We start from the raw sequence: 24818 nt of genomic DNA, 5'->3' as shown, positions 1-24818 counted from the left end.
TTTACAAACATACCTTATTATACCATATACAACCGTATACAACAAGAGAAATAATAAGAAAACCCCTGATTTTCTTTGGGATATCAGGGGTTTCGTCTCAGATGTCTTAAAGAAACTGTCAAAGTCGGGATTATACCACGCTCTTGGCATCGTTCCCAGAAAAAGGCTGACGCCCTTGGGATCCCTGGATCAGCGCCTTAGGCCTTCTCCCCCCGGATGCCCGAAAGAAGGTTCTCGGGGAAGACCGCTGCCCGCACTTTCTACTTACTTGGAGGATATTCCAAGGTGCCATCGGCATGCCGGGCAAAGCGCTCCTGTTCCATGGGATAATAGACCTCGGTCTCCGGGAAGGGCCAGCCGCCAAACTGCGTGGCCTGGTAATCCCGGTAGGCTTCCTTGATCTCCTCCATGGAGGACATGACAAAGGGGCCATAGGCCACGATGGGCTCGGGAATGGGATCGGCTTCCAGGAGCAGGACTTTTACGGACGAAGAGCCCAGGTTTTGGAGCTTTGTGGGGACATTCCCCTCCACAAAAGCATAGGATTTTCCTTCAAAAACTTCCCCCTCGATGGCCAAGGTATCTCCGGCATAAAAGTAGAGCGACCGGCTGAGGGGATCTACTCCGCCAGGAAGGACATGGACGGCGCCGGGGGAAAGCTCCAGGAGCTGAATGGACAGATGATGGGCGGGATCGTGAGCCCAGGAATGGGGTGTGGGCTCTGGCGCCTTGGCGCCATGGGCTTCTCCTGCAATGAGGGTCACCTTCACGGCCTTTCCCGCCTCATCCATCAGCTCGATTTTGGGGATATCCTCATCCCACAGCATCTTGTATGCCGGTTCCACCATGCGGTGCTGACGGTCCAGGCTGAGCCAGATCTGGAAAAGCTCCAAAGGATTTCGGGCGTCGGTTTTTCGCAGAGGGAACATCTCGGCATGCTGCAAGCCTTTTCCCGCCGTCATCCACTGCACATCGCCATCGGCATAGCGTCCCTGGGAACCCATGCCATCGGTGTGGTCCACAGTACCCTCCACCACCACGGTCACCGTCTCAAATCCCCGGTGGGGATGGGCGGGGAACCCCGGAACATAGCGTCCGTAGTACATGCGCCAGGCATTGGTGTTTTCCGCCGCCTCCAAAGGATGAATCACAGGTCCTAGGTGGCCGTTCCCTTCCGGGAAATCATCCAGATGGTACATGGCGATGACAAAGGGATTTTGTGTTTTCAGGGCATGTTCAATCTTGCCCCTTTCCAGAATCATGGCATTTTCCTCCTCTCACATCACAAAGGCATTAACCCCAAAGAACCATCGGGGTTCTTTCTTACCTGCATTATACATCCTGGGAGAGAAATTCCGAAGGGGGTAGAAACCGTACATAAAATTTTGCGCACGAAAAAACAGGAACTGATTCATCATCAATTCCTGTCTCTCTTATGGTGCAGATGATGGGACTTGAACCCATACGAGCATTTGCCCGCTACCCCCTCAAGATAGTGCGTCTGCCGATTCCGCCACATCTGCCTGTCTTAACCACATGTATTATTCTATCTTCTCCAGGATTTGAAGTCAAGGAAAATCTTCACGGAAATTTTGTTTTTTCTTCGTACAATTCTTCCCGAAACCCCCTGTTTCTGCGCCTCGTCTTCAGCCCCATGGCCATTGGGTCTTTACCCGCAATCCCATGGGGTAATATCAGCAGTTTATGATTTAGCAGCTTAGTGATATAATAATTGCATATCGTGAAATTCCCGACTCTTTTGGTTCAAAGGAAGATTTCTTTGTTATAATAAAGTTCGAACAATAAAAACGCAATACACTGAATGAAAATACTCCGGAATCATCCGGACAGAGAGGAAGACCCATGAATATCATTGTATCCCGTTTCGCCGTGGGCAGCCATCTTAATAACAATCAGCAGAAGAAAGTCACGGAGAAAGTCAATGAGCTCCCCGGGGTGCTGCAGTGCAAATTCAACGATGATGCCAAGAGCTTCAACGTCACCTTTGATGATGATTTATGCAGTGAAGAGGAGATCAACCAGGTTCTCCGCCATCAGAGCATGAAACTCAAAGAAGGCGCAGAATTCGGGTTTATTTCCTATCTTGTGATTCTGGCTTTGTTTCTCCTTCTGTTCCTACTGAATAATAATTACCTCCATGTGGGTGGACAGGAGATCATCATCCTGGTGGTGGCTGCCGTCTGCGGCATCTTCAGTCCCTTCTACCGGATCCGCTATAATCAGGAGTTTCGGGACTTGTCCAATATTTCCCAGAAGCTCTTCACGGATCTTCGAACCTCCCGGTCCATCCTTTTCATCTTAGGCCGGGTCACCGCCTTCACTGCCCTGGGCTTCTTCTGGGGTGCCCTGGGATCCCTCCTTCGCGTTATGGGCCCGCTTTACCCCGTCGTCCAGATCTTCTGTGGGGCGGTCATGGTGTTCCTGGGACTCTACATGATGGGGGTGAAGCAGTTTTCCGTATTCCACAAGTACCTCCCCATCTTCTTGCGAATTCGGTATGCGGATTCGGACTTCCTCTTCATCACAGGACTGAAATCCGCCTTCATCCCGGGGATCATCCCCCAGGGACTCCAGCTCTTTGCCTTTGGGTACGGAGACCCTCGCATCACCACGCTGCTCTTTCTCATCTTTATCCTGGCCTCCATTCCCTTCATGCTGTCCTACGATGTCATCAAGAACAACATCTCCGCCCAGGTGGTGAATCACTCCTCCCTGGCCACAGGGGGATTCATGATCATCTTGGCCATCATTCTGCTCCTGTTCCCCTTTCTGACATGATCCTTTTTTAAGGACTCAACGCCGCCTGACCAAAGCTTCCATGCCGGGTCAGCGGCTTTTTTGCGCCTTTTTTCCCTTGCCCCGACTCTCCCCATGGGCTATGATTAACCTAGATGACGGCCCACGGGCACGTTCACCCCATGGAAGGGAGAGTCGTTATGATTGAAAAGCTAATTCCCCTCACCGAGGAAGAACAGATTCTTCACGGTCACCTCTTTGTCCAAGACCTGGACCCCCAGGGCCTGGCCGCACTTTATGACACCACAGGTTTTCAGCAAAACCTCACCTATACCGGAGACGACCTGGGGCTGACCTTTGCCCCGGACCGTATGCGTCTTCGCCTGTGGGCGCCCATGGCCCAAGGAGTAACCCTCCGCCTTTATGACACAGATCACGATGCGCATCCTTTGGCGGAGCTTCCCCTGGATAAGAGCCTCCAGGGCACCTGGACCATTGACCTTCCCCTCAGCGAGGAGGGCCGCTTCTACACCTTCCTGGTCCATTACGGGGAGGTTTCCATCGAAACCCCGGGACCCTATGCCAAAGCCGTAGGGATGAACGGTATCAAAGCCCAGCTTCTCGATCTGACGGGCACCGATCCCGAAGGGTTTCGCACCCATGAAGCCCCGAAGCTGTCCCACGCTGTGGATGCGGTGATCTACGAGGTCCATGTCCGGGATTTTTCCATCCACAAAAAATCCGGAATTCTCCACAAGGGAAAATACCTGGGCTTCACGGAGAAAGACACGGTGAATGAAGAGGGCCTTGCCACGGGCCTTGCCCATCTTCAGGAACTGGGGGTTACCCATGTCCAGCTGCTTCCCATTTTCGACTTCAACGCCTTGGATGAAAGCCGGGATGACGGGGAATACAACTGGGGCTACGATCCCCTGAACTACAATGCGCCGGAAGGCTCCTATTCCACCAACCCCTCAGATCCCGCCACAAGGATCCGAGAGCTGAAAGAGCTCATCCAGGCCCTCCACGAGGCGGGCATCGGGGTCATCATGGATGTGGTCTACAACCATACCTTCAGCGGCTGGGACACCCCGCTGAATCATACGGCGCCCCTCTACTTCCATCGAACCCTGGAGGGGAAGTTCACCGACGCCTCCGCCTGCGGAAACGAAACGGCTTCGGAACGCCCCATGATGCGCAAGTTCATCCTGGATTCCCTGCTCCACTACGTCCGGGAATACCGCATGGACGGCTTCCGCTTCGACCTCATGGGCATCCATGACACGGAAACCCTTCGCCAGGCCGAAGCCCTTCTGCGGAAAGAAAATCCCCAGATCCTGCTCTACGGCGAAGGCTGGACCGGCGGAGAATCCCCTTTGGCGGAGGAAAAGCGCCTCATCAAGAAGAACATCGGCCAGGTTCCTGGCATCGGGGTCTTTAGCGACGATTTCCGGGATGCGGTGAAAGGCCATGTGTTCTATGCGGAAAAAGGCGGTTTTATCAGCGGCGAAGGCTTTGCGGACAGTCTGACCTTCGGCGTGGCCGGCGCAGTCCCCCATCCGGATACCCCGGTGAAGGCGATCCTTTATGCCGATGCCCCCTGGGCGGTTTCTCCGGGCCAGAGCGTCAACTACGTCTCTGCCCATGACAACCTCACCCTCTACGATAAACTGAAAGCCTGCCATCCCACGGCCACGGAGGAAAACCTCAAGGACCGCTGCAAGCTGGCTGAGGCCATTGTTCTCACCAGTCAGGGTATGCCCTTCCTCCATGCCGGTACCGAATTTCTCCGGACCAAGTTTGGCGATGAAAACTCCTACCGTTCCCCGGACCGCATCAATGCCCTGAACTGGGCGGAGAAAACCCGCCACCGGGACGTGTTCACCTATCTTCAGGGGCTCATTGCCCTGCGAAAAGCCCATGGGGCTTTCCGCCTGAAAACCGCCGAGGAAATCCAAAAACATCTTGTCTTCCTCCAGCCGGAAAAGACGGGCCTTCTCCACCTGAAGGGAAAGAAAGTTCTCGCCTACTATCTCCGGGACCCCCAGAAAGAAGGAACTTACTTTGTAGCCTACAATGGCTCTTCCAAGGTGAAGACCCTTCCCCTGGCTCCTGGGCCCTGGTCCGTTCTCTGTGATAAAAATCAGGCCTCGGCCCACCCTTTCCGAAAGCTTCATGCCGACGAAGTGCTCCTTCGTCCCCTGGAGTGTCTCGTCCTGTACTCGGCGACACCCCTTCCGGATCACCTCTGGAGCCGGACATAAGCCTTCTCGTCCGCAAGGCAGCCTTGCGGACTTTCTTTTTTCCCGTACCACGTCCTTCCCTGCAGCGGTAGGATAAACCTTAAGCTGACATCAACAAAAGGCAGGCCCATCATCAGGCCTGAAAGGTAAAGTCCATGAAGAAAAGACTACCCGGCGAAGTAGCCCTGGCCCTGGCCGTAATCCTCAACGCCTTCAACGTGACCCTGGTGGCCAAAAGCCAGTTCGGCATCACCACCCTGTCTTCGGTGCCCTTGGTCCTGGCCAAGGCTTTCCCCATTCTCACCTTCGGCACCTGGAATTTTCTCGTGCAGACCCTGATCATCCTACTCCTCATGGTCCTCACCCGCAGCTTCAAGACTGGCTATCTCCTGTCCTTTGGCATCGGCCTCATCTTCGGGCGACTCCTGGACCTCTTTGCGCTCCTCTTGCTGCCTTTGCCCCTGGGCTTTTTCTGGCGGCTCCTCTACTTTGTCACCGGAGCCTTCCTCATGACCGTGGGGGCTTCCCTCTTCATCCGCTGTCAGCTTCCGGCACTGCCCTTTGACACCTTTGTCCGGGACATGACTCAGCATTTTGAAATCCCCGTCTCTCAGGTCCGCACCACCCTGGACCTCACCTGCGTCACCTTCAGCCTCGTGGTTTCCTTCGCCATGCTGGGGCGCATGGAAGGCGTGGGTCCAGGAACCCTCGTCACCGCCCTCCTCACCGGTACCATCACCCAAAGGGTGCTAAAAATACTGGACCGGCATTTCCTCATCACCCCACTCTGGAGCAAAAAGAAAAATGCTTCTGGGAAAGCGGCCTAAACGCTAAAAATCCGTTCCTTATGCAAAACCAGGGGAGAAGCTTCGCCGCTTCTCCCCTGGTTTTGCATTTTCTTCCTTTATTCTTCTTTTTATTCCTTTAACGCCGGTCCTCCAAGGTTTTCCTTAAAACCGGAAAAAGTAGAGGATCCGGTAAATTTTCTCCCGTGCGCGGACCTTTTCCACATAGTTTCGGGTTTCCGCAAAGGGAATGGAAAGAAGCTTCTCTCCGTCGGAGAGACTGGAATCCGCCAGCCATTCCCGAACCCGTCCCGGACCGGCATTGTAAGCCGCCAGGACGGTATCCTGAACGGGAAATATCGTCATCAGGTAACTGAGATAATAGGTCCCCATGCGGATATTTAGCTCCGGCTCCATCATGGCCTCCGAAGAGGCTTCCGGCAGGTCCAGCCTTCGGAGAATGAAGTTTCCCGTGTCCTTCGTGACCTGCATGAGCCCCAGGGCTCCTGCAGGAGAAACGGCATCCTCCTGGAACCGGGATTCCGTATGGATCACCGCCAGCACCAGATAGGGGTCCACCCCATAGGCTGTGCTCCAGGTTTTCACCGTATCGCCATGGCGGAGGGGAAATGCCCGGTAAAGGCTGAACAGCCCCAGGGACAGCCCCAGAATAAGGAGTATGGCCAGAGCCCTCCCTTTAGGGTGTTTCCTCTTCTTTCGTTTTCCCATGGTCCCTCCTGATCCGCTCCAGGATCTCTTTCAGTCTCCGGGCACTTTCCTCCCGGCTTCCCCCGTTGTCCACCACATAATCCGACTGCGCCGCCTTCTGTGCCAGATCCATTTGCGCCGCCACCCGGGCCTCGGCCTCTTCCCGGGAAAATCCGTCCCGGGCCATGAGCCGTTTCAGCTGGGTCGCAGCATCCACCGTCACCGTAATCACCGCATCCATCTCTTCATGGAAGTTCTCTTCAAAAAGAAGGGGGGCATCAAGAACCACCAGAGTCTCCGCGGAATGCGCTAAAAACCGCTTTTCCACTTCCTCCCGGATCCTGGGCATAATGACCGCATTGTAGTCCTTTCGCTTCTTTGGATCACTGAAGATGATCTTTCCCAGGGCCCGGCGATTGAGGACCCCGTCCTTCACCACCATCTCCCCGTAGGTTTTTGTCAGATAGTCCAAAATTTCCGGATACAGGAAGAGAACTTCCCGGGCCACCTCATCGGCATCGATGACCGGGATGCCCTCTTTTTTCAGCACCTGAACCAGCGTACTTTTTCCCGAGGCTATGCCTCCGGTGAGTCCCACCCGGATCATGGCTAAGCCTCAAACCAGGTGTTGCCCACCGATTCTTCCGCTTCCAGTTTCAGGGAAAGCTTCACTGCATTCTCCATCTCTTCCTTCACCAGCGCCTTCACCACCTCCAGCTCGTCCTTCTTGGCGTTGAGGATCAGTTCATCGTGGACCTGGAGAATCAGGGCGGATTTCAGCTGCTGACGCTTCAGGGCCTCATCCACCTTCACCATGGCCACTTTGATGATGTCTGCTGCGCTGCCCTGGATGGGACTGTTCATAGCCAGGCGAACTCCTGCCGCCTGGACCATCTTGTTCTTCTCCCGCACCTCCGGGATATAGCGGCGACGGTTCATGATGGTGGTCACATAGCCCTTTTCCTTGGCTTCCTCCACGATGTTCTCCAGGTAAGCCTTTACCTGGGGATAGCGGGCATAGTAGTTTTCAATGTAGTCCTTGGCTTCCTTCCGAGTGATGCCCAGATCCACGGAAAGGCTGAAGTCGGAAATTCCGTAGACGATGCCGAAGTTCACCGCCTTGGCATTGCTGCGCATTCTCGGTGTCACTTCATCCAAAGGAATGTTGAACACCTCGGAGGCCGTCTTCGTATGGATATCGATGCCCTGATTGTAGGCTTCCAGCATATTGGCGTCATGGGCAATGTGGGCCAGCACCCGAAGCTCGATCTGGGAATAGTCGCAGGAAACGAGGACGGAGTCCTCATCATGGGGGATGAAGACCTTCCGGATCTCCCTGCCCATCTCGTACTTGATGGGGATGTTCTGGAGATTGGGCTCTGTGCTGGAGAGTCTTCCCGTGGCCGCCAGGGTCTGGTTAAAGGTGGAGTGGATCCGGCCATCCTCATCGATGGCGGCCTTCAGGCCCACCACATAGGTGGAGTAAATTTTGGAGACCGTGCGGTACTGCATGATCTTTTCCACGATGGGATGCTTATCCTTGAGGGCTTCTAGGACGTCCACGTTGGTGGAGTAGCCCGTCTTCGTCTTCTTGATCACCGGCAGGTCCATCTTCTCAAAGAGGATAACCCCTAGCTGCTTGGGAGAGTTGATGTTGAAACTTTCTCCCGCCAGATCATAGATCTCTCTTTCCAGCTGATCGATGTCGGCCTTGAACTTCACGGTGAACTCGTCCAAGAGCTCCTCATTGACATGGAATCCTTCAATCTCCATGGCCGAGAGGATTTTTGTCAGAGGCAGCTCCACGGCATAGTAGAGCTCATGGATCCCCGTGTCCTCAATGGCCTTTTCCTGCCCCTCATGGAAGGTAAACAGCTTTCTGGCCAGGAAAATTTCCCCGTCCAGGCCTTCAGGAATCCGGTCCTCGGGATACACCTTCTGGGTGAGCTCCCTGAGGCTCAGCTTGCCGTCGGCAGGATCCAAAAGATATGCCGCCAGATTCACGTCAAAGTGAACCCCGTCCATGCGGATGCCGTGTTTGCCGAAAATCGTGTAGCCATCCTTGATGTCAAAGGCGATCTTCGCGATTTTTCCATCTTCCAGAATTCGGGCCAGGGCCGGCCGAGCATGGGCATCCACCAGCACCTCCGGCGCCACAAAGAGGCTCTCCTTTGGCGTCGTCAAAATGAGCCACTCCATTTCCCGGCGGGAAAGCTTGGGATCGTGAACCGTTTGGTAGTACAGGGCCACCCAGGGATCCTTCTCATCCAGGCTCTTCAGGAGCTTCTCCATGGCTTCCGGCAGAGCCTCCGCCTTGTCCACCCTCTGAGCTCCGTGGATCTCCACAGGCGGTGCTTCGACTTTCGGCGCTGGCTGTCCTGCGCCCAGCTTAGCCAGGAGGGAACGGAACTCCAGCTCGGAAAAGAGCCGGCGCAGTTCGTCCTCATCATAGGCTTCATCGCTGCGGAGCTGATCAAAATCCATGTCCACGGGGGCATTGCGGATGATGGTGGCCAGTTTCTTGGAGAAGATGGCATCTTCAGCGTAGGTCACTAAGTTTTCCCGAACCTTCTTCATGGTGATGCTGTCCACCTGGGCCAGAACATTTTCCACCGAACCATATTCCTTGATCAGCTTGTAGGCGGTCTTTTCCCCGATGCCGGGAACGCCCTTGATGTTGTCCGAAGGATCCCCCATGAGTCCCTTCACGTCGATGAACTGAGTGGGGGTGATGCCGAACTCGTCCATGAACTTCTGGGCATCGTAGATTTCCACCACGCTGACGCCCTTCTTCGTGATGACCACCTTGGTCTTCTCGGAGGCCAGCTGCAGGGTATCCCGATCTCCGGAAAGCACATAGACCTCGTCCCCCTCTTCTTCAGCCTTGGCCGAAAGGGTACCGATGACATCGTCCGCTTCAAAGCCGTCAATTTCCAGGATATCCACGGCCATGTGCTTCAGCACTTCCCGGATCACGGGGAACTGCTGCGCCAGCTCGTCGGGCATGCGTTTTCTCCCCGCCTTGTACTCCTCGTACTCCAGATGGCGGAAAGTGGGAGCCATGCGGTCAAAGGCGCAGACCACATAGTCTGGCGACAGATCCTGGCGGATCTTCAGCAGCATGTTGATGAAGCCGTAAACGGCTCCCGTATGCTGTCCGGTTTTGGTGATAAAATCCGGATTGCCGTAAAAGGCCCGGTTCATAATGCTGTGTCCATCGATGATCATTAATCTCTTCATCGGAAATCTCCTTGTCGTGTATTTCGGTAATTTAGGGCAGCTTCCAGTTCCTTTTTGTTGTCCGGGGAGAAGGTGAGGAGCACAGCCTTGAGAATCTCAAAGGCCAGCACATTTTCCAGTACAATGCTTCCCGGCACCACCGCCGTGACATCGCTTCGTTCATAGCGGGAATCGGTGTTTTCGCCCGTTGAAAGGTTCACGGAGGGCAGCTTGATTTTCACACTGGGAATGGGCTTCATATAGGCCCAGAGCTCAATGTCCTCGCCATTGGAGATGCCACCTTCAATGCCGCCGGCATGGTTGGAGAGGCGCTTCAGTTTTCCTTCTTCCATGCGAATCCCGTCATGGTACTGGGCACCGGTGAGGCGGTGGAAGGGATTCCCCACGGCCACCTCCTTGATGCCCTGAATGGACATGGCCGCAAAGGCCAGCTGGGCGTCCAATCGCCGGTCATAGGCCATGAAGGAGCCCACCCCCCGGGGGCAGCCCCGAAGGGATGCCCGGATCCAGCCGCCTAAAGTGTCCCCTTCGCGCTTTGCGCTGTCCACCAGGGTCTTGAACTCCTCTTCCCGGGAGAGCACCCGCATGGGGCTTTCTTCGATCTTTCCATAGACTGTCTCGTCGAAGAGGTCGGCTTCCCCGTCAAAAAGACCATAGAGGGAATGGACCTTGGAACGCACCGTCATGCCCAGTTCTTCCAGAATCTGGCGGCACAGGGCCCCCACGGCAGTCCGAATGGCCGTTTCCCGCGCCGAGGACCGTTCAATGCTGTTTCGCAGATTCCCCGTGGCATATTTGAACTCCCCCGTCAGATCTCCGTGCCCCGGCCGGGGCACCTGGACCGCGGTGTCTTCTTCGGTCAAATTTTTCCAGTTTTCATAATCCCGGTTGCGCAGAAGGAGCGTCACCGGAGCTCCGGTGGTTATCCCTTTGGCCAGACCTGAAAGGATCTCCACCCGGTCTTCTTCAATGGCCATGCGGCCGCCCCGGCCATAGCCTTTTTGCCGCCGCCTTAGCTCCTCATGGATTTTCTCCTCACTGACGGCAAACCCCGCAGGAAGGCCTTCCACAATGGCGGTCAGGGCAGGTCCGTGGGATTCTCCCGCGTCCAAAAATCGCAGCATACGCTCACCTCTTTTTTTATTCTTCTTCCATTATACCGAATCCCCCATGAAAAAAGACAGAAATCTCGTGAAGATTCCTGTCTTGGGGGTTAAAATATGCTCAGATCCATGTCATGGGCCAGGTATTCCAGCATCCGGATTCCCGCCAAAGAATTTCCTTTCCGGTCCAGGGCCGGCCCAAAGGTGCCCACGCCCAGGACCCCGGGTACTGCGCCCAAAATTCCACCGCCCACGCCGGACTTGGCCGGAATGCCGCAGGATACGGCAAACTCCCCGGAGGCATCATACATGCCGCAGGTGGTCATGATGGTCTTGACGATGCGGGCGTTTTCCTTCTTCAGGATCCGCTCTCCGGTGAAGGGATGACGGCCGTTGGAGGCCAGCACCGCCCCCATGGCGGCAATATCCTGACAGTTTCCCAAAATGGAACACTGCATGAAGTAGAGGTCCAGGATTTCCTCCGTATTGCCCTCCATGATCCCCGTGCTCTTCATGAAGTAGGCCAGGCTTCGGTTGCGGTCCCCGGTTTCCTTTTCCGAGCGGTACACCCGCTCGTCGATGACGTGGCCCGGGGTTCCTGACAAGCGGTCCGTGAAGGCCAAAAGCCGCTGGATCCTTTCCTCGGGGCTGTCCCCTAAGATCAGGGAACTCACCACCATGGCACCGGCATTGATCATGGGGTTGAAGGGCTTCGTCGGATTCTTCACCTCAAAGGACATGATGGAGTTGAAGGAATCCCCTGTGGGCTCCATATGGACATGGCGAAAGACCTCCTCCGCTCCCCGGTCCTCCAGGGCCAAAAGAAGGCTGATCACCTTCGTGATGCTTTGGAGTGTGAAGTTCTTCTTAAATTCTCCAGCCCCATACACTTTGCCCTGGAGATCCACGATGCAGATCCCCACATCCTCGGGATTTCCCTTCTTCAGTTCCGGAATATAGCTGGCCACCTGGCCCTCTTTTGCTGCTTCTTTGCCCAGCGCCACACAGCGCTTCAGCCGCTCTTCCATGTCTTCTCCTCCTCTGCCCCGACTATGGGGGCATACGCTACCTTCAGCGTATCAGGAAAAGCCGTCCCGGGCAACGGGGACAGGAAATTCTCTGGATCCGCAAGCCTGCCCTCTCCATAAGTGAGCTGTCAATGACGGCTCATTCCCGAAAGAGGGGACCTCGAAGAGCGCGAAGGCCTCCCCACGGTTTACACAGTCCATAGGCCGGGATTTTTCATCCTTCCCCTTGCATTCCCCGTCCTGGCTGTGCTAAAATCGATAAGTAAGCTATACGTGCCGGTGTGATGGAATTGGCAGACGTGCGGGACTCAAAATCCCGTGGTAGTGATACCGTGCCGGTTCGACCCCGGCCACCGGCACCATCGCAGAATCCGCAGTAGATACTCAGGTATTTACTGCGGATTCTTTTTTCTCTTCACGCTGAATTCTTCCTGGTCCTCTTGCTGCCTTACAAATCAAGTGAAGAAGGATTTAACAGGAAATCGAAAATCCCCATCACTAAAATCCCCTCCTCGGTATACCATGGTTTGATATCCTCTTTTACGATAATGATTTTCTTAAAACTGTCTTCGATAAGCAGGAGAGGTCTGGACTCCTGAAACGTCTTTTCTCTTGTATCAAGATTTAATGCAGATTGAATATAATATTTTTTGTTACCTTCGTTACAGACAAAATCAATCTCCGTCTGTATACGCTTATTATTTTCTCTTATCTCCACAACCCCCACATCAACATTGTATCCTCTAATCACCAGTTCATTATAGATGATGTTTTCCATAAGATGCGACTCTTCTTGCTGACGGAAATTCAGTTTCGCATTTCGAAGTCCCATGTCCGAAAAATAGTATTTATGTGGAGTACTGATGTATTTTCGTCCTTTCAGATCATATCGGCAAGCCTTACGCACAATGAACGAGTCTTCAACATAGGAAAGATAGGCGTTCACAGTATTCAGCGACAGTTCCTTTTCGCCACGGCTTTTAAACGTGTCATAAACTTTTTTCGGATTTGTCAGAGAACCCACGGATGAGGCAAGAATGTTGGTGATCGCATCAAGAACATCCAGCCTTTTAATTTTATAGCGATCAACAATATCCTTAAAATAGACCTGTTGTAATAGATCTTTTAGGTATTTGGATTTCTCTTCATCCGTTTTCTGGGACAGAAGCAAAGGCATTCCTCCGTAGGAGATGTACTCTCTCCAGCATTTATTCTTATCGCCCTGGACTGCTGAGTAGTATTCCGAAAAAGAAAATGAGTTCATTTGAATCTGATCACCTCGCCCACGAAATTCCGTGATTAAATCCGTGGATAGAAATTTTGAGTTGCTTCCGGTCACATAGACATCGAGGTTTTTTTCGTACAATAAGCCACTAAGGATTAGTTCGAATCCCTCCACAAGCTGAATTTCGTCCAAAATGAGATAGTGCATGGCTTCATCCTTGATCAGAGAATAAATATACTGCTCAAATTCTTCAGCATTGTGGTGATACTTTCTATTGGTTGCTCTATCCAGTTCAATTTTAATAATATGGTCTTCCGAAACGCCCTCGGATAGCAGGTAATTTTTATACAGCGGATCAAGCAGATAAGATTTCCCACATCTTCTGATTCCCGTGATGACTTTAATCATCCCATTTTCACGTTTACTGATCAGTCTGTTCAGGTATATTTCTCTACTGACTTCCTTCATCTTCCACCTCAATGAATTAATTTGGCAAATTTGCCACTTTTCTTCACCTAAATGATAGGGTATATTGAGGTTCGATTCAAGCCTTCAGTGAAAATTTTCGGCAATACTGCCACTTTTTTTCAGCGCTTGTATTTGCTCACCTGTTCCACCTATGGGGAACTAGTGACTAAGGAAGACTATCTGGTCAAGATTAAGAGTGTGCAAAAAATCAAAACCATCAGTATAATGAAACTAGACTAAACTTTACCTCAAGCCTTAATTCCCTGCAATCTTAAAGTAATGACCCGCAAAATGTCATCCTCAAATAAACCGAGAGAAAGTCACCGATGACCTATCTCTGATCAGAGAAATCTTTGAATGGATTCCCTTCTCCCCAGCTTTTTCGATCGGTTAACCATAAGACGACGTAGATGAAAAGCATTCAGTTAATTTCTTTCTATTCACCATCAATCTCATGCAGGAGGAAACTGCCATGACCTTAATCTCTCTTCGGGAACACCCGGAATACGCCCCCCAGGCCATCGCTTATTTTCAAAAGCGCTGGGCCACGGAAAACAGCCGCAGGGTCTATGAGGACTGCATCACCCATGCCCTGGATACGAAAAGCTCCTTGCCCCACTGGTACCTTCTTCTGGAAGGCGAAACCATCATTGGCTGCGCAGGGCTCATCCCCAATGACTTCATCAGCCGTATGGATCTTTGGCCCTGGCTCTGCGCCCTCTACATTGAAGAGGACTATCGGGGAAAAAACCTCGCTTCCCTTCTCCTCGAGAAAGCCAAAACCGATGCCCGGGTAGCGGGATTTGATACCCTCTATCTCTGCACGGATCATGTGGGCTACTATGAGCGCTTTGGCTTTCATTATCTCGCCGAGGGCTACCATCCCTGGGGAGAAACCTCCCGCATCTATGCCTGTCCCCTCTAAACGAGGAATCCATAGTTTAAATCCTAAAAACCTTGCCTTGCAAGGTTTTTTCTTTTCCTTGAGTTGAAAAGCACAATATTTCAGCTATAATGGAGACATAGCAATAATAAATCATGGTGAGGAAATTATGGAACTCGACATCTTACGTGCCCTTCAAAGCTTTTCCCATCCTGCCCTGGACATCTTTTTTCAGCTCATCACCCTTCTGGGGGAAGAAATTGTGCTCATTCCCCTCATGGCTCTCCTCTACTGGAACGTGGATAAGCGCTTCGGCGAAATTCTGGCCCTCACGGCCTTTACCAGCCTTCTCCTCAATAATGCCCTGAAGGAGCTCTTCAGCTTCGCCCGTCCCATCGGGGAAAAAGGCATCCGCTCCCTCCGGGTGGAAACCGCCACAGGAAAAGCCTTCCCCTCGGGTCATGCCCAGGGGGCCGCTTCCCTGGGCACCGCCCTGGCCCTTCGGCGGAAAAAGAAGCGGGACGCCTTCCTTGCTGGCCTTCTCATGGCGCTGGTGGCTTACTCCCGACTCTACCTCGGACTTCACTATCCCAAGGATGTTCTCGTAGGTCTTCTCCTGGGCATCGCCACGGCCTGGTGTATGGCGAAGCTCCACCGGATTCTCAACCCCCGCTATCTCTATGCCCTGATCTTTCTTGTGTTTCTTCCCTTCCTCTTCTGGAAAAGCTCCCCGGACTTCGTCAAAGCCTTTGGCGCTTACATGGGCTGTGTCCTGGGTCTTCTCTATGAAAAGGCCTTCGTCCAATTTGACAATGATGGCCGGCCAGGGGAAAAGACCCTTCGCTATCTCCTGGGGGTGCTCCTGCTCTTTGCCCTGAAGGAAGGACTGAAGCTCCTCTTTCCCGAGAAGCTGCTCTTTGACGGGCTGCGTTATCTCCTCGTCACCTTCTTTGCCCTGGGCCTCTACCCCCAAACCTTCCGCGCTCTGCGGCGACGGTTCTTCTGCTAAAAAAACTCCTGACCAAAGGTGATTTGGTCAGGAGTTTTTTATGGATCCTGGTGTTTTCTTACTTCACGGGTTCCACGGCTTCCAGCAGCGAAAGTCCTGCCTCATCCACGGTAAGGGTAATTTTGCCATCCTTCACCGTCATCACCGATCCCGCATAGGCGTCCCGCACAAAGGATCCTTCGGCAAAGGCCCCTTCCACGGAGAGGGTCACAGCACCAGGAGCTCCCTGATAGACGAGGACCGTGTTCTTCACGCCATTTCGGTCATAGCTGCGCTGGAACACATAGGGCTCCTCGCTGAGCATCTTGTGCTCCCCCGCTCCCACAGCGATGTTGCGGTTTCGGAAGGACCCCAGCTTCTGGAAGTGCTGGAGGACCTTCTCGTCGATGCTGTCCCAGTTCATGGAGGACCGGGTGCCCTGAGTGGGGTCAGAGCCCCCATCGCCCATGGGCCGGGCCGTCTCATCCCCGTAAAACACCATGACGGCCCCGGGGAGAAGGAGAAGATCCGTGCCTCCCTTCATGAGCTTTTCCCGGGGATAGAGGTTCGTGTCATGCTGGGAAATGTAGCTCACCACATTAAAGTCTTCATCGGTATTCAGAACCTCGGCGTACTTTTGGTACACGCTATTCTGGTTCTTCTTTAAGAATGCCGGTCCATCCTTCTTCAGCCCCTGGAAGGTAAAGTTAATGAGGGCATCAAAGCCGTTGTCAAAGTAGTAGTCCTTCAGTATCCCATGGCCCCAGACCTCGCCCATGAAGAAGAAATCCTCGGTGAACTTCGCTGCGGGGCTCTCCGGATGCTTTTCCCGGTAAGTCTTCAGGGCTGAACTGGTTAAGGTTTTCAGCTCCTTCCAGCGCTCCACCTCCACATGTTTGGCGGTATCGATGCGGAAGCCGTCGATGCCGAACTCCTCCACCCAGGCACTGAGCCAGGCGGAAATGTAGCCCGCCGGAGACAGGGGAAGCTCCTGACGGTACTTTTTGGCCGCCGGAACGATCCAGGGTTCATCCTCCTGGTCCTCCTGGGCCCATTTCGTGGCGAGAAGGGGGGCCAGGCCTAGACTATCCCGAACCTCCGTCCGCACATCGGGAAGCCCGGCCAGGGCCATGGTGATCTCCGTATTTCCGGGAGGATTGTACCCGGGAAGATCCGCCCGGACCCAGTCTCCGTAGAAGTTTTGGAAGGCCTCCGCATCGCGGTAGTCCACATACTTCTTATAGTCGAAGAAGGTTTCTTCCGCTTCCACAGCATGCTCCTCCGCGGTCCCCGTGACATTTCCATAGCCAAAATCCAGCATGTCCTGGAGATTGGGATAGCCCACATGGTTCATGACCACATCCATGATGACCCGGATCCCCTGGGCATGGGCCGTATCCACAAAGGTCCGGAACTCTTCCACTGTGCCCATGCTCCGATCCATCATGGTCCAGTCCAGGGCATAGTAGCCATGGAAGGCGTAATGGGCAAAGTCCCCTTCGGGACCTCCCCCGACGTAGCCGTGGATCTGCTCATAGGGCGCCGTGATCCAGATGGCGTTGACCCCCAGCTTTTCAAAATAGCCTTCCTCCAGCTTCTTCGTGAGCCCCGGAATATCCCCGCCATGGAAGGTGCCGATGTCCTTGCCGTGGGAATCCACGGTGGCTCGGCCATAGGAATTGTTCTTCGACGGATCCCCATCGTAGAACCGGTCCGTCATGGCGAAATAGATGGTGGCATTCTCATAGGAAAAAACCGGCGCCGGGGTCTGGTACTCCTCTTTTCCCCCGCCCTGGCAGGCGGTGAGAAAAAGGGCGGCCAAAAGGGCAGCAGCGATCTTTTTTAACGTGCTGTTCATGGCTGATCCTCCTCGTTGGTGATGGGTCGTCTGTAAAGCAAGAGCCCAAGCGGCGGGACCACCCCTCTTTGGGGGCTCGGGAAGTTCCCCAAGGGTTCATGGTCCGTCATCAGGGCGGAAGAAAAGTCTTCCGGGGCAGTGCCTCGGTTAAAGAGGGCCAGGATTTCCTCTTGGTCATCTTTTCGGGCGAGGATAAAGGCTTTTTCCCGGACCTCCGGAAATTCCACCGTGCCCCGCACCAGGACCCCATGGGTTTTGCGAAGACGGGCAAGAAACTGGTGGAACCCGTAGAGGTCCAAATCCTGCTTCTCGGGATCCCAGGGCATGGTGCCCCGGCAAAGGGGATCCCGTCCTCCGGAAAGGCCCACCTCGTCCCCGTAGTAGATGTAGGGCACACCCCGGTAAAGGAACTGGAAGGCTGCCGCCAGTTTCAGCTTCGCCTTGTCTCCCCCGGCTTCCGTGAGAAACCGCGGGGTATCGTGGCTGCCCAGAAGGTTCCACATCTGGTCCACTATCTCTTCCCGGTAGCGGACATTTTGTTCCTGGAGAAGGCCCGTGAAGCTTTCCGCCGTGAGATGATCCTTGGCAAAGAAGTCCACCTGCGCATCCCGAAAAGGATAGTTCATGATGGCATCCAGTTCCCGGCCGTCCAGGAAAGCCTCCGCCTCATGCATGATTTCCCCGATGAGCACTGCTTCGGCCTTCTCTTCCTTCACCGCCCGGCGAAGATCCCGAAGGAAGTCATGGCTCAGTTCATCGCAGACATCCAGCCGGTAGCCGTCCACATCCGCCTCTTTGATCCAGTACCGGGCCACATGGAGGAAGTAGGCCCGGGCCTCTGCCTCGCCAAGATTGAGTTTCGGCATATGGGCGATGCCGTGGGCGAAGGTATAGTAGTTGATCTTCTCCCGGGACACGGGGTAGGCATCGGGATGATACCAGGTTCCATAGGGCGAAGCCTCCTGCCGTGTCAGAAGATCCTGGAAGGCAAAGAAGTCCAGTCCCGTGTGGTTGAACACCGCATCCAGGACCACCCGGATCCCCCGGTCATGGCATTCCTTGACCAGGCGCTGAAACTCCCCTAAGGTGCCAAAGTGGGGATCGATGGAAAGATAATCCTTGGTGTTGTACTTATGGTTGGAGCTGGATTCAAACACCGGGGTCAGGTAGAGGAGGGTAACCCCCAGCTCCTCCAGATAGGGAAGTTTTTCCCGGATTCCCGCCAGATTGCCGCCATAAAAGCCCTTGCTCGTCACGGGGGAGTCCCAGGGACGTAGCTCCCCTTCTCTCCAGGGCTGGGCGTCCCCTTCTCCTTTGCGGAACCGGTCCGGAAAGATCTGGTAGCACACGGCTTCCTTCAGCCAGTCTTCCCCGGGATACAGATCCTCCGGGGCCAGGTAAGGAAACTGGAAGGGCTTCATGGGACTTTTCCGGTGTTCCCGGATGCCCCGCTCATCATAATAGTAGCGCTTCCCCTCCCGGTCCTGGATCTCGAAATAGTAGGCGTAGCGATTCCGGGGTAGGGCGATGACCACCTCGTAGTAGTCGAAGTCCGGGGTGGTGTGACGAAGTTCTAGGTTCTGAAGCAGGAAGGGTTTTCGGAAATGGTAGCGGTCCCGGTAAAATACCCGGACACTCTTCGCGTCGTCCTTCGCTGTGCGAAGCCGAAGAAAGAGATGATCTTTGTCCCGGCCGTAGGCATAGGGGACGGTGGTGGCATGGTGCAATGCGTGTCTCTTCATGGGTCCTCCAAAAATGCTGTGCTTTAAAAAAGGTGCCATAGAAACTCTATGACACCGGTGACGGTAAAAGCGGGTCATGGCCTTCCGTGGACTGCCGTTTGACGATGGTGTAGGGAATGATGACCTTGTTTCCCCGGACTCCCTGGTCAATGGACTGGACGAGAAGGTTCACGGATTCGTAGCCCAGCTCAAAGGAGTTAATCTCCACGCTGGTGAGGGGAATGTCCGAATACCGGGACAAAATGCTGTTGTTGAAGCTGGCGATGGCCATATCCTCGGGGATCCTCACCCCGGCCCCCTGGAAGACCTTCACCGCCCCGAAGGCGATGAGATCGTCGGTGATGATGATGGCGTCGGGCCTGGGGGTCATATCCAGGATGGCTGCCCCATAGGTGTATCCCGTTTCCTCATCGAACTTTCCCGTGAAGAGCAGATGCTCGTCATAGGGGATATTGCTCTCCATGAGGGCTTTCTGATACCCTTCCACACGCTTCATGGTCACCATCTGGCCGATTTCCCCGGCGATGAGGGCGATGCGCTTTCGGCCAATCATGCTGAGATAGGTGGTAAGTTCATAGGCGGCCATATAGTTGTCATTGTCCACATGGTTCACCCGTTCCTTGTGGTCATAGGGGGAACCGATGAGGGAATAGGGAAAATCAATGTTGTTGAGATAAGCCTGGCTCTCATCCCCCACGGAGGAGCTCATGAGGACGATGCCGTCCACCTTGGAGCTGCGGATGAAGGTCTTTACGATCTCCATCTCATTCTTCCCTTCCGTGCTGGTGGACAGGAGAACGTCATAGCCAAAGGCTGCCGCCCCCTTGAGAATGCCTCGCAGCGCTTCCGGGAAGAAGGGGTTCAAGAGGAGATCCTCGGAACGGTTGGGCAGGATGACCCCGATGGTTCCGGTCTTTTTGCTGGCCAGAGACCGGGCAATGGCATTGGGGTAGTAGCCCAGTTCATCCATGATTTTTAAAACTTTTTCTTTGGTTTCCTCACTGATCTTCGGGTGATTGGAAATGACCCGGGAGACTGTGGAGGGGGAAACCCCCGCCTTCTCCGCCACATCCTTCACCGTCATATGGGTTGTCTTCTTCACCATGCTGCGCTCCTTTTGCTCCTGGGATGATTAAATGTTGATTCGTTCGCCGGTCTCGGTGGAGAAGAAGTGCAGTGCCCCCTGATCCAAACCGAACTTGTAGCTTTGGCCTTCTTCGAAATGGAGATGACCCGGAACGGAAATGACCAGTTCGTCGCCGGAAATGAGGTTGGCGTAGAGGATCTTCTCCTTGCCCAGCATTTCCACCACATCCACCCGAACTTCCACATTCTCGTCTGTGGCCGTGGTGAGGAAGCGCTCGGAACGAATGCCCAGGGATACGGGCTGTCCTTCAAAGGCTTTAACCGCTTCGGCATCTGCCGCACTGGGGCTTACCTTGAAGAGGTTGTCCTTTGCAAAGAACTGTCCATTCTCAATGCGGCCCTGGAAGATATTCATGGTGGGCGAGCCGATGAAGCGGGCCACAAAAAGGTTGGCCGGCTTGTTGTAGAACTCCTCGGGTTTTCCCGCCTGCTGGATCTTTCCTTCATTCATGAGGACGATCTTCGTGGCCATGGTCATGGCTTCCGTCTGATCGTGGGTGACGTAGATGGAGGTGGTGCCCAGGGACTTGTGGAGGCGAACCAGTTCCACCCGCATGTGTTCTCGAAGCTTGGCGTCCAGATTGGACAGGGGTTCGTCCATGAGGAAAACCTTGGGTTTTCGGACCATGGCGCGGCCCAGGGCCACACGCTGACGCTGTCCGCCGGAAATATCCGAGGGCTTCGAGTGGAGGTAGTTCGTGATCTGGAGAAGCTCTGCCGCTTCCCGCACCCGGGCGTCAATGACGCTCTTCTGCTCCCGGCGCATGGCCAAGGAGAAGGCCATATTGTCATAGACCGTCATGTGGGGATACAGGGCATAGCTCTGGAACACCATGGCGATGTCCCGGTCCTTGGACGGCACTTTGTTCATGCGTTTGTCGTTGAAATAGAGGTCCCCTTCGCTGATGGAGTTTAGGCCCGCGATCATGCGAAGCAGCGTGGTTTTTCCGCAGCCCGAGGGGCCCAGGATTACGCAGAAGTCCTGGGATTCGATCTCCAGGTCGATGTTGCGCAGGGTGAAGTCCTCGCGGCCCTCATATTTTTTACCAATATTGTTTAATACAACTTTCATCTCAATTCCTCCTCTTCTTCGGCTAGCCCTTGACGGAACCCTGGGACAATCCTGAAATCAGCTGCTTCTGCAGCGCCGCAAACAGGATAACAATGGGAATGGCCGTGAGCAGACCTCCTGCGGCGAAGGCCGGCTGATTCAAGGTTTCCCGGTTGTTCATGAGGGTATAGAGCCCAGCGGCCAAGGTATAGGACTCCGGACTGGTGAGCAGAACCCTCGGCAGCAGATAGTCCATGAACGGTCCGATGAAGGACCACAGGGCGATGATGGCCAGCATGGGGCGGACAATGGGCATGATGATGAGTCGGTACACCTGCATGTTGGAGCAGCCGTCGATCTTCGCCGCATCATCCAGCTCCGTGGAGATGGAGTCCATGTATCCCTTCAGGATGAAGGTGTTGGAGGCAATACCGCCTCCGGCGTAGATGAGGATCAGCATCATCTGCCGGCTGAATCCCGGCACCACATCGGACACGATGGAGTGGAGGGTGTAATATGCCGTGATTCCCGCAAAGGTGGGAATGGTCTGAATGAGCATGATGGCCATGAGGCTGGCCTTTCTCCCCTTGAACCGGAAACGCGAATAGGCGTAACCCGTAAAGGAGACGATGAGGAGGGTGAGGAGCGCCGTGACCACGGCGATGAGGATGGTATTCTTCACCCAGGTGAGGTACAGGGTCTCTTCAAACAGATATCGAAAGTGCTTGAAGGAGAACTCATAGATGCTGTTCAGGATGAGGTACTTCTCCTGCTTGCCGTTGAAGGCGGAGATGACCATGTTCGTCAGGGGCCAGATGATGATGAAGGCCCAGCCGAAGAGGATCAGGTAGCTCACGATGAGAAGCACTACGCCCAGGGGTGTCAGGGGCTGACGGTCAGACAGGTAGAGCTCTTTCTTTTTTCCAAATCTCTTCATTACAGTCTCTCCTCCTTGAACGCCTTGGAATTTCTAAAGCCCAGGAAAGCCACAAACATGAGGCCCAGGGATATGACGATGGTGATGGCTGCGCCCACGGCCTGGTACTGATTATCCATGGTGAGCTTATAGATGTAGGAAATCAGGATATCCGTGGAACCGGCCAGATTTCCGTATTTCGTCGGATTAAAGGGACCTCCTCCATTGAACAGGTAGATAATGGAGAAGTTGTTGAAGTTGAAGGTATACTGGGTCACCAGAAGCGGTGCCGTCTGGAACAGCACCATGGGGAGGGTGATCCTCCTCGTCTTCTGCCAGGTGTTGGCGCCATCGATATCCGCTGCCTCGTAGAGGTCTTCCGGAATCGCCTGGAGAACACCGGTGGACAGGAGGAACACATAGGAACTGCCCAGCCACCCCTGGAGGAAGATCAGGATCGTTCGGGTCCAGAGGGTGTCGTTCTTAAAGTCGATGGTGACGTTGAACACATTCTTCACGATTTGGGTCAGGGCACCTGTATTGGAGAACATGATGCTGAAGAACATGATGGTGATGAAGGCCGGTACGGCCCAGGGGAGCAGATACACCAGACGGAAGAATCCCTTGAACCGGATCCGCGGATTGTTGGCGATGAGGGCCAGGCCAAAGCCAATGGCAATGGCCAGGGTCGTGGCACAGACGGTCCAGATGAGGGTCCAGGCAAAAATCTGCCAGAATACGGAGCCCGCCAGGCCCTGCCCCAAGGCAATGAGCTTGTAGTTGGTGAGGCCCACCCAGGGGAACTTGGACTGCCGATTGGGATCCATGCCCGTAAAGGACAGGAGAATGGCCGTCATGATGGGCACCAGGACAATGAATACCGTGACCACCAGAGCCGGCATGGAAACCAGGATGGGGAACCCCTCATCCTCGATGGTCGTGCGGGTCTCATACCAGTTCTTGGGACGGATCCCCTTGATCATGCCCTTCTCCACGCCCTTGACGTCGAAGAAGTTCACCAGGTACATCCCCAGGGCAAAAATGAGAAGGAAGATGGCGATGATGCCCTCAATCATGAAGATCAGGGATTTATCCACCCGCTTGCCCCCTGCCGCCAGACTGATGAGTCCGGCAATGCCTTTGCCCTGATAGTTGCCGTAGCCCAAGGCATAGGGAATGGCGATGGCATAGATGAAGACGAGGCCCAGGAAAAAGAACAGGGCCTTCACATACTGCTTGTTGAGAATCTGCCCCAAACCGGGAAAGAGGAAGGACAGGGCGGTATTCACGGGCAGGGTCTTCGTCACTTCCACGGGGGTGTTTCGCCGAGCATCGGCAATATCCGCATTGAGAATCCGCTTGTTCACCCGGATATAGTTTTTCAGTTCGTACTTCTTGCTCTTCACCAGTTCCCGCTTGGCCTTTTCCGGGTCCTCGTAGGTTTTGATCATGGTCAGGTACTTGTAGTCTTTTTTCAGTTCGCCGATGCCGTTCTTCAGGGCCTTTTCCGAGATAAGCCCTGCACTGCGCTTTTGCTTCAACGCAGCGGTTTTCTGATCCAGGAGAGCCTTCTGCTCGCCTTTGAAGGCTTCAATGTTCTTCCGGATTTCCTCGGCATTTCCTTCCGGATAATCCAGCTGGGCATCGCGCAGTTCTCCTTCCAGCCTCTGGATGTTCCAGATGATGCTGGGGAGGAGTTTCAGCTCGATGGAGGCTTCCTTGTAGGCATAATCCGCATCATAGGAGAGCTCCCGGAATTCCCGATAAAATTCCTCGGCCAGGGCAGCCCCTTTTCTGCGCTTTTCCAAGCTTTGCACTTCCGGGGAAAGGCCCTTATCCAGGGTTTTGGCAAATTCTTCGACCAAGGCCTTCTGTTCAGCCTTGAAATGACGCTCCTTGCGCAGAAAATCTGCCAGCGCCACATTGTAGGGATGAGTATTCTTTTGGCTTATCAATTCTTTCAGCTGAGTTTTCCAATTGTTCTTCTCTCCAGGGGCCGCTTCCCGGATCTTCTCTTCCAGGGTGGCAATTTCCTGAAGATAGCGGTTCTTCCGCTCATAGGTCCGCCCGATGTCGTCAACCAGGAGTTTACTATACTTCACCACGATCTCTCTCCACCTTTGTGATTTCTTTTGCTCTTCGACTCTCCCGTTAAGGAGAGTAGCGTGATGATCAGCACCAGATATCCAGCGATGATCAGGTAATAAAATAAGGAACTAAAATTCAGTTCAAAGAAGGTATAAGCCATTCCGCCAAAAAGGGTCACCGTCCAAACGAAGAGATACAGTGCACTGACCCCGAGTTTTTTCGCGGTCAGAAAGGTATAGAGCCCGAAAGCCATGGGGATGGCGATCCGGAAAAAATACCGGAACAGTTCGGCGCCCACATAGTCGCTGAAACTGGGGGTGATTCCTTCGGGATAAACCCCCGAAGCGAGGACGGCCTTCTGCCAGTTCTCATAGACGTCCACATCCTTCACCCGCATGAGTACTTCCACGGAATGGAGGAGGATGAGGATGCCGGTGATGAGGAGAAGCAGATTCAAGGTTTTTGCCGGAAATTCTTTGTCTTTACGCATTGTCGTCCTTTCCTGCCCTTGGGCATGGGTTCCTCGGGTTCACCCAAGGGTGATTTTTAGACAAAAGAGAGGCCATCACAGCCTCTCTTTCTCTCTGTC

19 protein-coding genes and 2 tRNA genes are annotated in these 24818 nt (G+C 54.1%); 6 read left to right on the top strand and 15 right to left on the bottom strand.

Features of this window, described 5'->3' with window-relative positions:
- Positions 1-260: 260 nt before the first annotated feature.
- Both KCG48_RS05960 and KCG48_RS05955 read right to left on the bottom strand, forming a co-directional pair.
- The gene (locus tag KCG48_RS05960) at positions 261-1262 is read right to left on the bottom strand and encodes a pirin family protein (protein WP_211800551.1); all 1002 of its coding nucleotides are present in this window, start codon (positions 1260-1262) and stop codon (positions 261-263) included.
- A 174-nt stretch (positions 1263-1436) separates the two neighbouring features.
- Positions 1437-1523: transfer RNA gene (locus KCG48_RS05955), tRNA-Leu, on the bottom strand.
- Positions 1524-1863: 340 nt separating this feature from the next.
- On the opposite strand from KCG48_RS05955, the gene KCG48_RS05950 reads away from it, so the two are divergent.
- The 3 genes from KCG48_RS05950 to KCG48_RS05940 all read left to right on the top strand — a co-directional run bounded on the left by KCG48_RS05950 (position 1864) and on the right by KCG48_RS05940 (position 5827).
- The gene (locus KCG48_RS05950) at positions 1864-2799 is read left to right on the top strand and encodes an urease accessory protein UreH domain-containing protein (RefSeq protein ID WP_211800550.1); all 936 of its coding nucleotides are present in this window, start codon (positions 1864-1866) and stop codon (positions 2797-2799) included.
- Between the two features lie 158 nt (positions 2800-2957).
- Positions 2958-5021, top strand: coding sequence for a type I pullulanase (gene pulA / locus KCG48_RS05945; protein WP_211800548.1), 2064 nt, complete (start codon positions 2958-2960; stop codon positions 5019-5021).
- A gap of 134 nt (positions 5022-5155) precedes the next feature.
- Positions 5156-5827: a DUF6198 family protein gene (locus KCG48_RS05940; protein ID WP_211800546.1), complete on the top strand. Its 672-nt coding sequence runs from the start codon at positions 5156-5158 to the stop codon at positions 5825-5827.
- Between the two features lie 123 nt (positions 5828-5950).
- Here KCG48_RS05940 and KCG48_RS05935 read toward each other — a convergent pair whose 3' ends face one another.
- The 5 genes from KCG48_RS05935 to glsA form a co-directional block, all read right to left on the bottom strand.
- Positions 5951-6514, bottom strand: a complete 564-nt coding sequence (locus KCG48_RS05935; RefSeq protein ID WP_211800545.1) for a lytic transglycosylase domain-containing protein — start codon at positions 6512-6514, stop codon at positions 5951-5953.
- The gene (gene coaE / locus KCG48_RS05930; protein WP_211800543.1) at positions 6483-7100 is read right to left on the bottom strand and encodes a dephospho-CoA kinase; all 618 of its coding nucleotides are present in this window, start codon (positions 7098-7100) and stop codon (positions 6483-6485) included. Before coaE ends, KCG48_RS05935 begins: the two co-directional genes overlap by 32 nt.
- Positions 7101-7102: 2 nt before the next feature.
- Positions 7103-9733 (bottom strand): DNA polymerase I, encoded by a 2631-nt coding sequence (polA, locus tag KCG48_RS05925; RefSeq protein ID WP_211800541.1) that lies wholly within the window; start codon positions 9731-9733, stop codon positions 7103-7105.
- On the bottom strand, positions 9730-10857 hold the full coding sequence (gene aroC, locus KCG48_RS05920; RefSeq protein ID WP_211800539.1) for a chorismate synthase: 1128 nt from the start codon (positions 10855-10857) through the stop codon (positions 9730-9732). The genes polA and aroC overlap by 4 nt, the downstream gene beginning before the upstream one ends.
- 89 nt (positions 10858-10946) lie before the next feature.
- Positions 10947-11864 (bottom strand): glutaminase A, encoded by a 918-nt coding sequence (glsA, locus tag KCG48_RS05915; protein WP_211800538.1) that lies wholly within the window; start codon positions 11862-11864, stop codon positions 10947-10949.
- Positions 11865-12139: 275 nt separating this feature from the next.
- Here glsA and KCG48_RS05910 point away from each other — a divergent pair.
- Positions 12140-12226: transfer RNA gene (locus KCG48_RS05910), tRNA-Leu, on the top strand.
- Positions 12227-12312: 86 nt separating this feature from the next.
- Here the strand turns inward: KCG48_RS05910 and KCG48_RS05905 are convergent.
- Complete coding sequence (locus tag KCG48_RS05905) at positions 12313-13557, bottom strand: ATP-binding protein (protein WP_211800537.1); 1245 nt, start codon at positions 13555-13557, stop codon at positions 12313-12315.
- Between the two features lie 472 nt (positions 13558-14029).
- Between KCG48_RS05905 and KCG48_RS05900 the strand changes: the two genes are divergently transcribed.
- A complete protein-coding gene (locus tag KCG48_RS05900) occupies positions 14030-14482 on the top strand; it encodes a GNAT family N-acetyltransferase (RefSeq protein ID WP_211800536.1) in 453 nt (150 codons plus the stop codon).
- A gap of 127 nt (positions 14483-14609) precedes the next feature.
- A complete protein-coding gene (locus KCG48_RS05895; RefSeq protein WP_211800535.1) occupies positions 14610-15449 on the top strand; it encodes a phosphatase PAP2 family protein in 840 nt (279 codons plus the stop codon).
- Between the two features lie 58 nt (positions 15450-15507).
- On the opposite strand, the gene KCG48_RS05890 is transcribed toward KCG48_RS05895, so the two are convergent.
- Genes KCG48_RS05890 through KCG48_RS05860 form a run of 7 tightly spaced genes read right to left on the bottom strand, consistent with a single transcriptional unit; the run spans position 15508 to position 24719 of the window.
- Positions 15508-17286 carry an alpha-amylase family glycosyl hydrolase gene (locus KCG48_RS05890; RefSeq protein ID WP_211800534.1) on the bottom strand — a complete coding sequence of 593 codons (1779 nt, stop codon included), beginning with the start codon at positions 17284-17286 and terminating at the stop codon, positions 15508-15510.
- Positions 17283-19028, bottom strand: a complete 1746-nt coding sequence (locus tag KCG48_RS05885) for a glycoside hydrolase family 13 protein (RefSeq protein ID WP_211800533.1) — start codon at positions 19026-19028, stop codon at positions 17283-17285. The genes KCG48_RS05890 and KCG48_RS05885 overlap by 4 nt, the downstream gene beginning before the upstream one ends.
- A 46-nt stretch (positions 19029-19074) precedes the next feature.
- Positions 19075-20133: a LacI family DNA-binding transcriptional regulator gene (locus KCG48_RS05880; RefSeq protein ID WP_211800531.1), complete on the bottom strand. Its 1059-nt coding sequence runs from the start codon at positions 20131-20133 to the stop codon at positions 19075-19077.
- A gap of 27 nt (positions 20134-20160) precedes the next feature.
- The gene (locus tag KCG48_RS05875) at positions 20161-21246 is read right to left on the bottom strand and encodes an ABC transporter ATP-binding protein (RefSeq protein ID WP_211800530.1); all 1086 of its coding nucleotides are present in this window, start codon (positions 21244-21246) and stop codon (positions 20161-20163) included.
- Between the two features lie 22 nt (positions 21247-21268).
- The gene (locus KCG48_RS05870) at positions 21269-22162 is read right to left on the bottom strand and encodes a sugar ABC transporter permease (protein WP_211800529.1); all 894 of its coding nucleotides are present in this window, start codon (positions 22160-22162) and stop codon (positions 21269-21271) included.
- Complete coding sequence (locus tag KCG48_RS14995; RefSeq protein ID WP_211800528.1) at positions 22162-24243, bottom strand: carbohydrate ABC transporter permease; 2082 nt, start codon at positions 24241-24243, stop codon at positions 22162-22164. Before KCG48_RS14995 ends, KCG48_RS05870 begins: the two co-directional genes overlap by 1 nt.
- Complete coding sequence (locus KCG48_RS05860) at positions 24240-24719, bottom strand: hypothetical protein (protein WP_211800527.1); 480 nt, start codon at positions 24717-24719, stop codon at positions 24240-24242. Before KCG48_RS05860 ends, KCG48_RS14995 begins: the two co-directional genes overlap by 4 nt.
- Between the last annotated feature and the right edge of the window lie 99 nt (positions 24720-24818).

It is taken from the genome of Proteiniclasticum sediminis (assembly GCF_018128025.1).
GTDB classification, from domain to species: domain Bacteria; phylum Bacillota; class Clostridia; order Clostridiales; family Clostridiaceae; genus Proteiniclasticum; species Proteiniclasticum sediminis.
The sequence above is the reverse complement of the archived record's forward strand: the minus strand, read 5'-3'. Positions and strand labels throughout refer to the sequence as shown.

Bases quoted from the DNA above. Each gene is read 5' to 3' on its own strand.
- glsA (WP_211800538.1), bottom strand. From the start codon at position 11,864: ATGGAAGAGCGGCTGAAGCGCTGTGTGGCGCTGGGCAAAGAAGCAGCA.
- KCG48_RS05860 (WP_211800527.1), bottom strand. From the start codon at position 24,719: ATGCGTAAAGACAAAGAATTTCCGGCAAAAACCTTGAATCTGCTTCTC.
- KCG48_RS05870 (WP_211800529.1), bottom strand. From the start codon at position 22,162: ATGAAGAGATTTGGAAAAAAGAAAGAGCTCTACCTGTCTGACCGTCAG.
- KCG48_RS05940 (WP_211800546.1), top strand. From the start codon at position 5,156: ATGAAGAAAAGACTACCCGGCGAAGTAGCCCTGGCCCTGGCCGTAATC.
- KCG48_RS05935 (WP_211800545.1), bottom strand. From the start codon at position 6,514: ATGGGAAAACGAAAGAAGAGGAAACACCCTAAAGGGAGGGCTCTGGCC.
- aroC (WP_211800539.1), bottom strand. From the start codon at position 10,857: ATGCTGCGATTTTTGGACGCGGGAGAATCCCACGGACCTGCCCTGACC.
- KCG48_RS05960 (WP_211800551.1), bottom strand. From the start codon at position 1,262: ATGATTCTGGAAAGGGGCAAGATTGAACATGCCCTGAAAACACAAAAT.
- KCG48_RS05885 (WP_211800533.1), bottom strand. From the start codon at position 19,028: ATGAAGAGACACGCATTGCACCATGCCACCACCGTCCCCTATGCCTAC.
- coaE (WP_211800543.1), bottom strand. From the start codon at position 7,100: ATGATCCGGGTGGGACTCACCGGAGGCATAGCCTCGGGAAAAAGTACG.
- pulA (WP_211800548.1), top strand. From the start codon at position 2,958: ATGATTGAAAAGCTAATTCCCCTCACCGAGGAAGAACAGATTCTTCAC.
- polA (WP_211800541.1), bottom strand. From the start codon at position 9,733: ATGAAGAGATTAATGATCATCGATGGACACAGCATTATGAACCGGGCC.
- KCG48_RS05880 (WP_211800531.1), bottom strand. From the start codon at position 20,133: ATGGTGAAGAAGACAACCCATATGACGGTGAAGGATGTGGCGGAGAAG.
- KCG48_RS05890 (WP_211800534.1), bottom strand. From the start codon at position 17,286: ATGAACAGCACGTTAAAAAAGATCGCTGCTGCCCTTTTGGCCGCCCTT.
- KCG48_RS05895 (WP_211800535.1), top strand. From the start codon at position 14,610: ATGGAACTCGACATCTTACGTGCCCTTCAAAGCTTTTCCCATCCTGCC.
- KCG48_RS05950 (WP_211800550.1), top strand. From the start codon at position 1,864: ATGAATATCATTGTATCCCGTTTCGCCGTGGGCAGCCATCTTAATAAC.
- KCG48_RS05875 (WP_211800530.1), bottom strand. From the start codon at position 21,246: ATGAAAGTTGTATTAAACAATATTGGTAAAAAATATGAGGGCCGCGAG.
- KCG48_RS05905 (WP_211800537.1), bottom strand. From the start codon at position 13,557: ATGAAGGAAGTCAGTAGAGAAATATACCTGAACAGACTGATCAGTAAA.
- KCG48_RS05900 (WP_211800536.1), top strand. From the start codon at position 14,030: ATGACCTTAATCTCTCTTCGGGAACACCCGGAATACGCCCCCCAGGCC.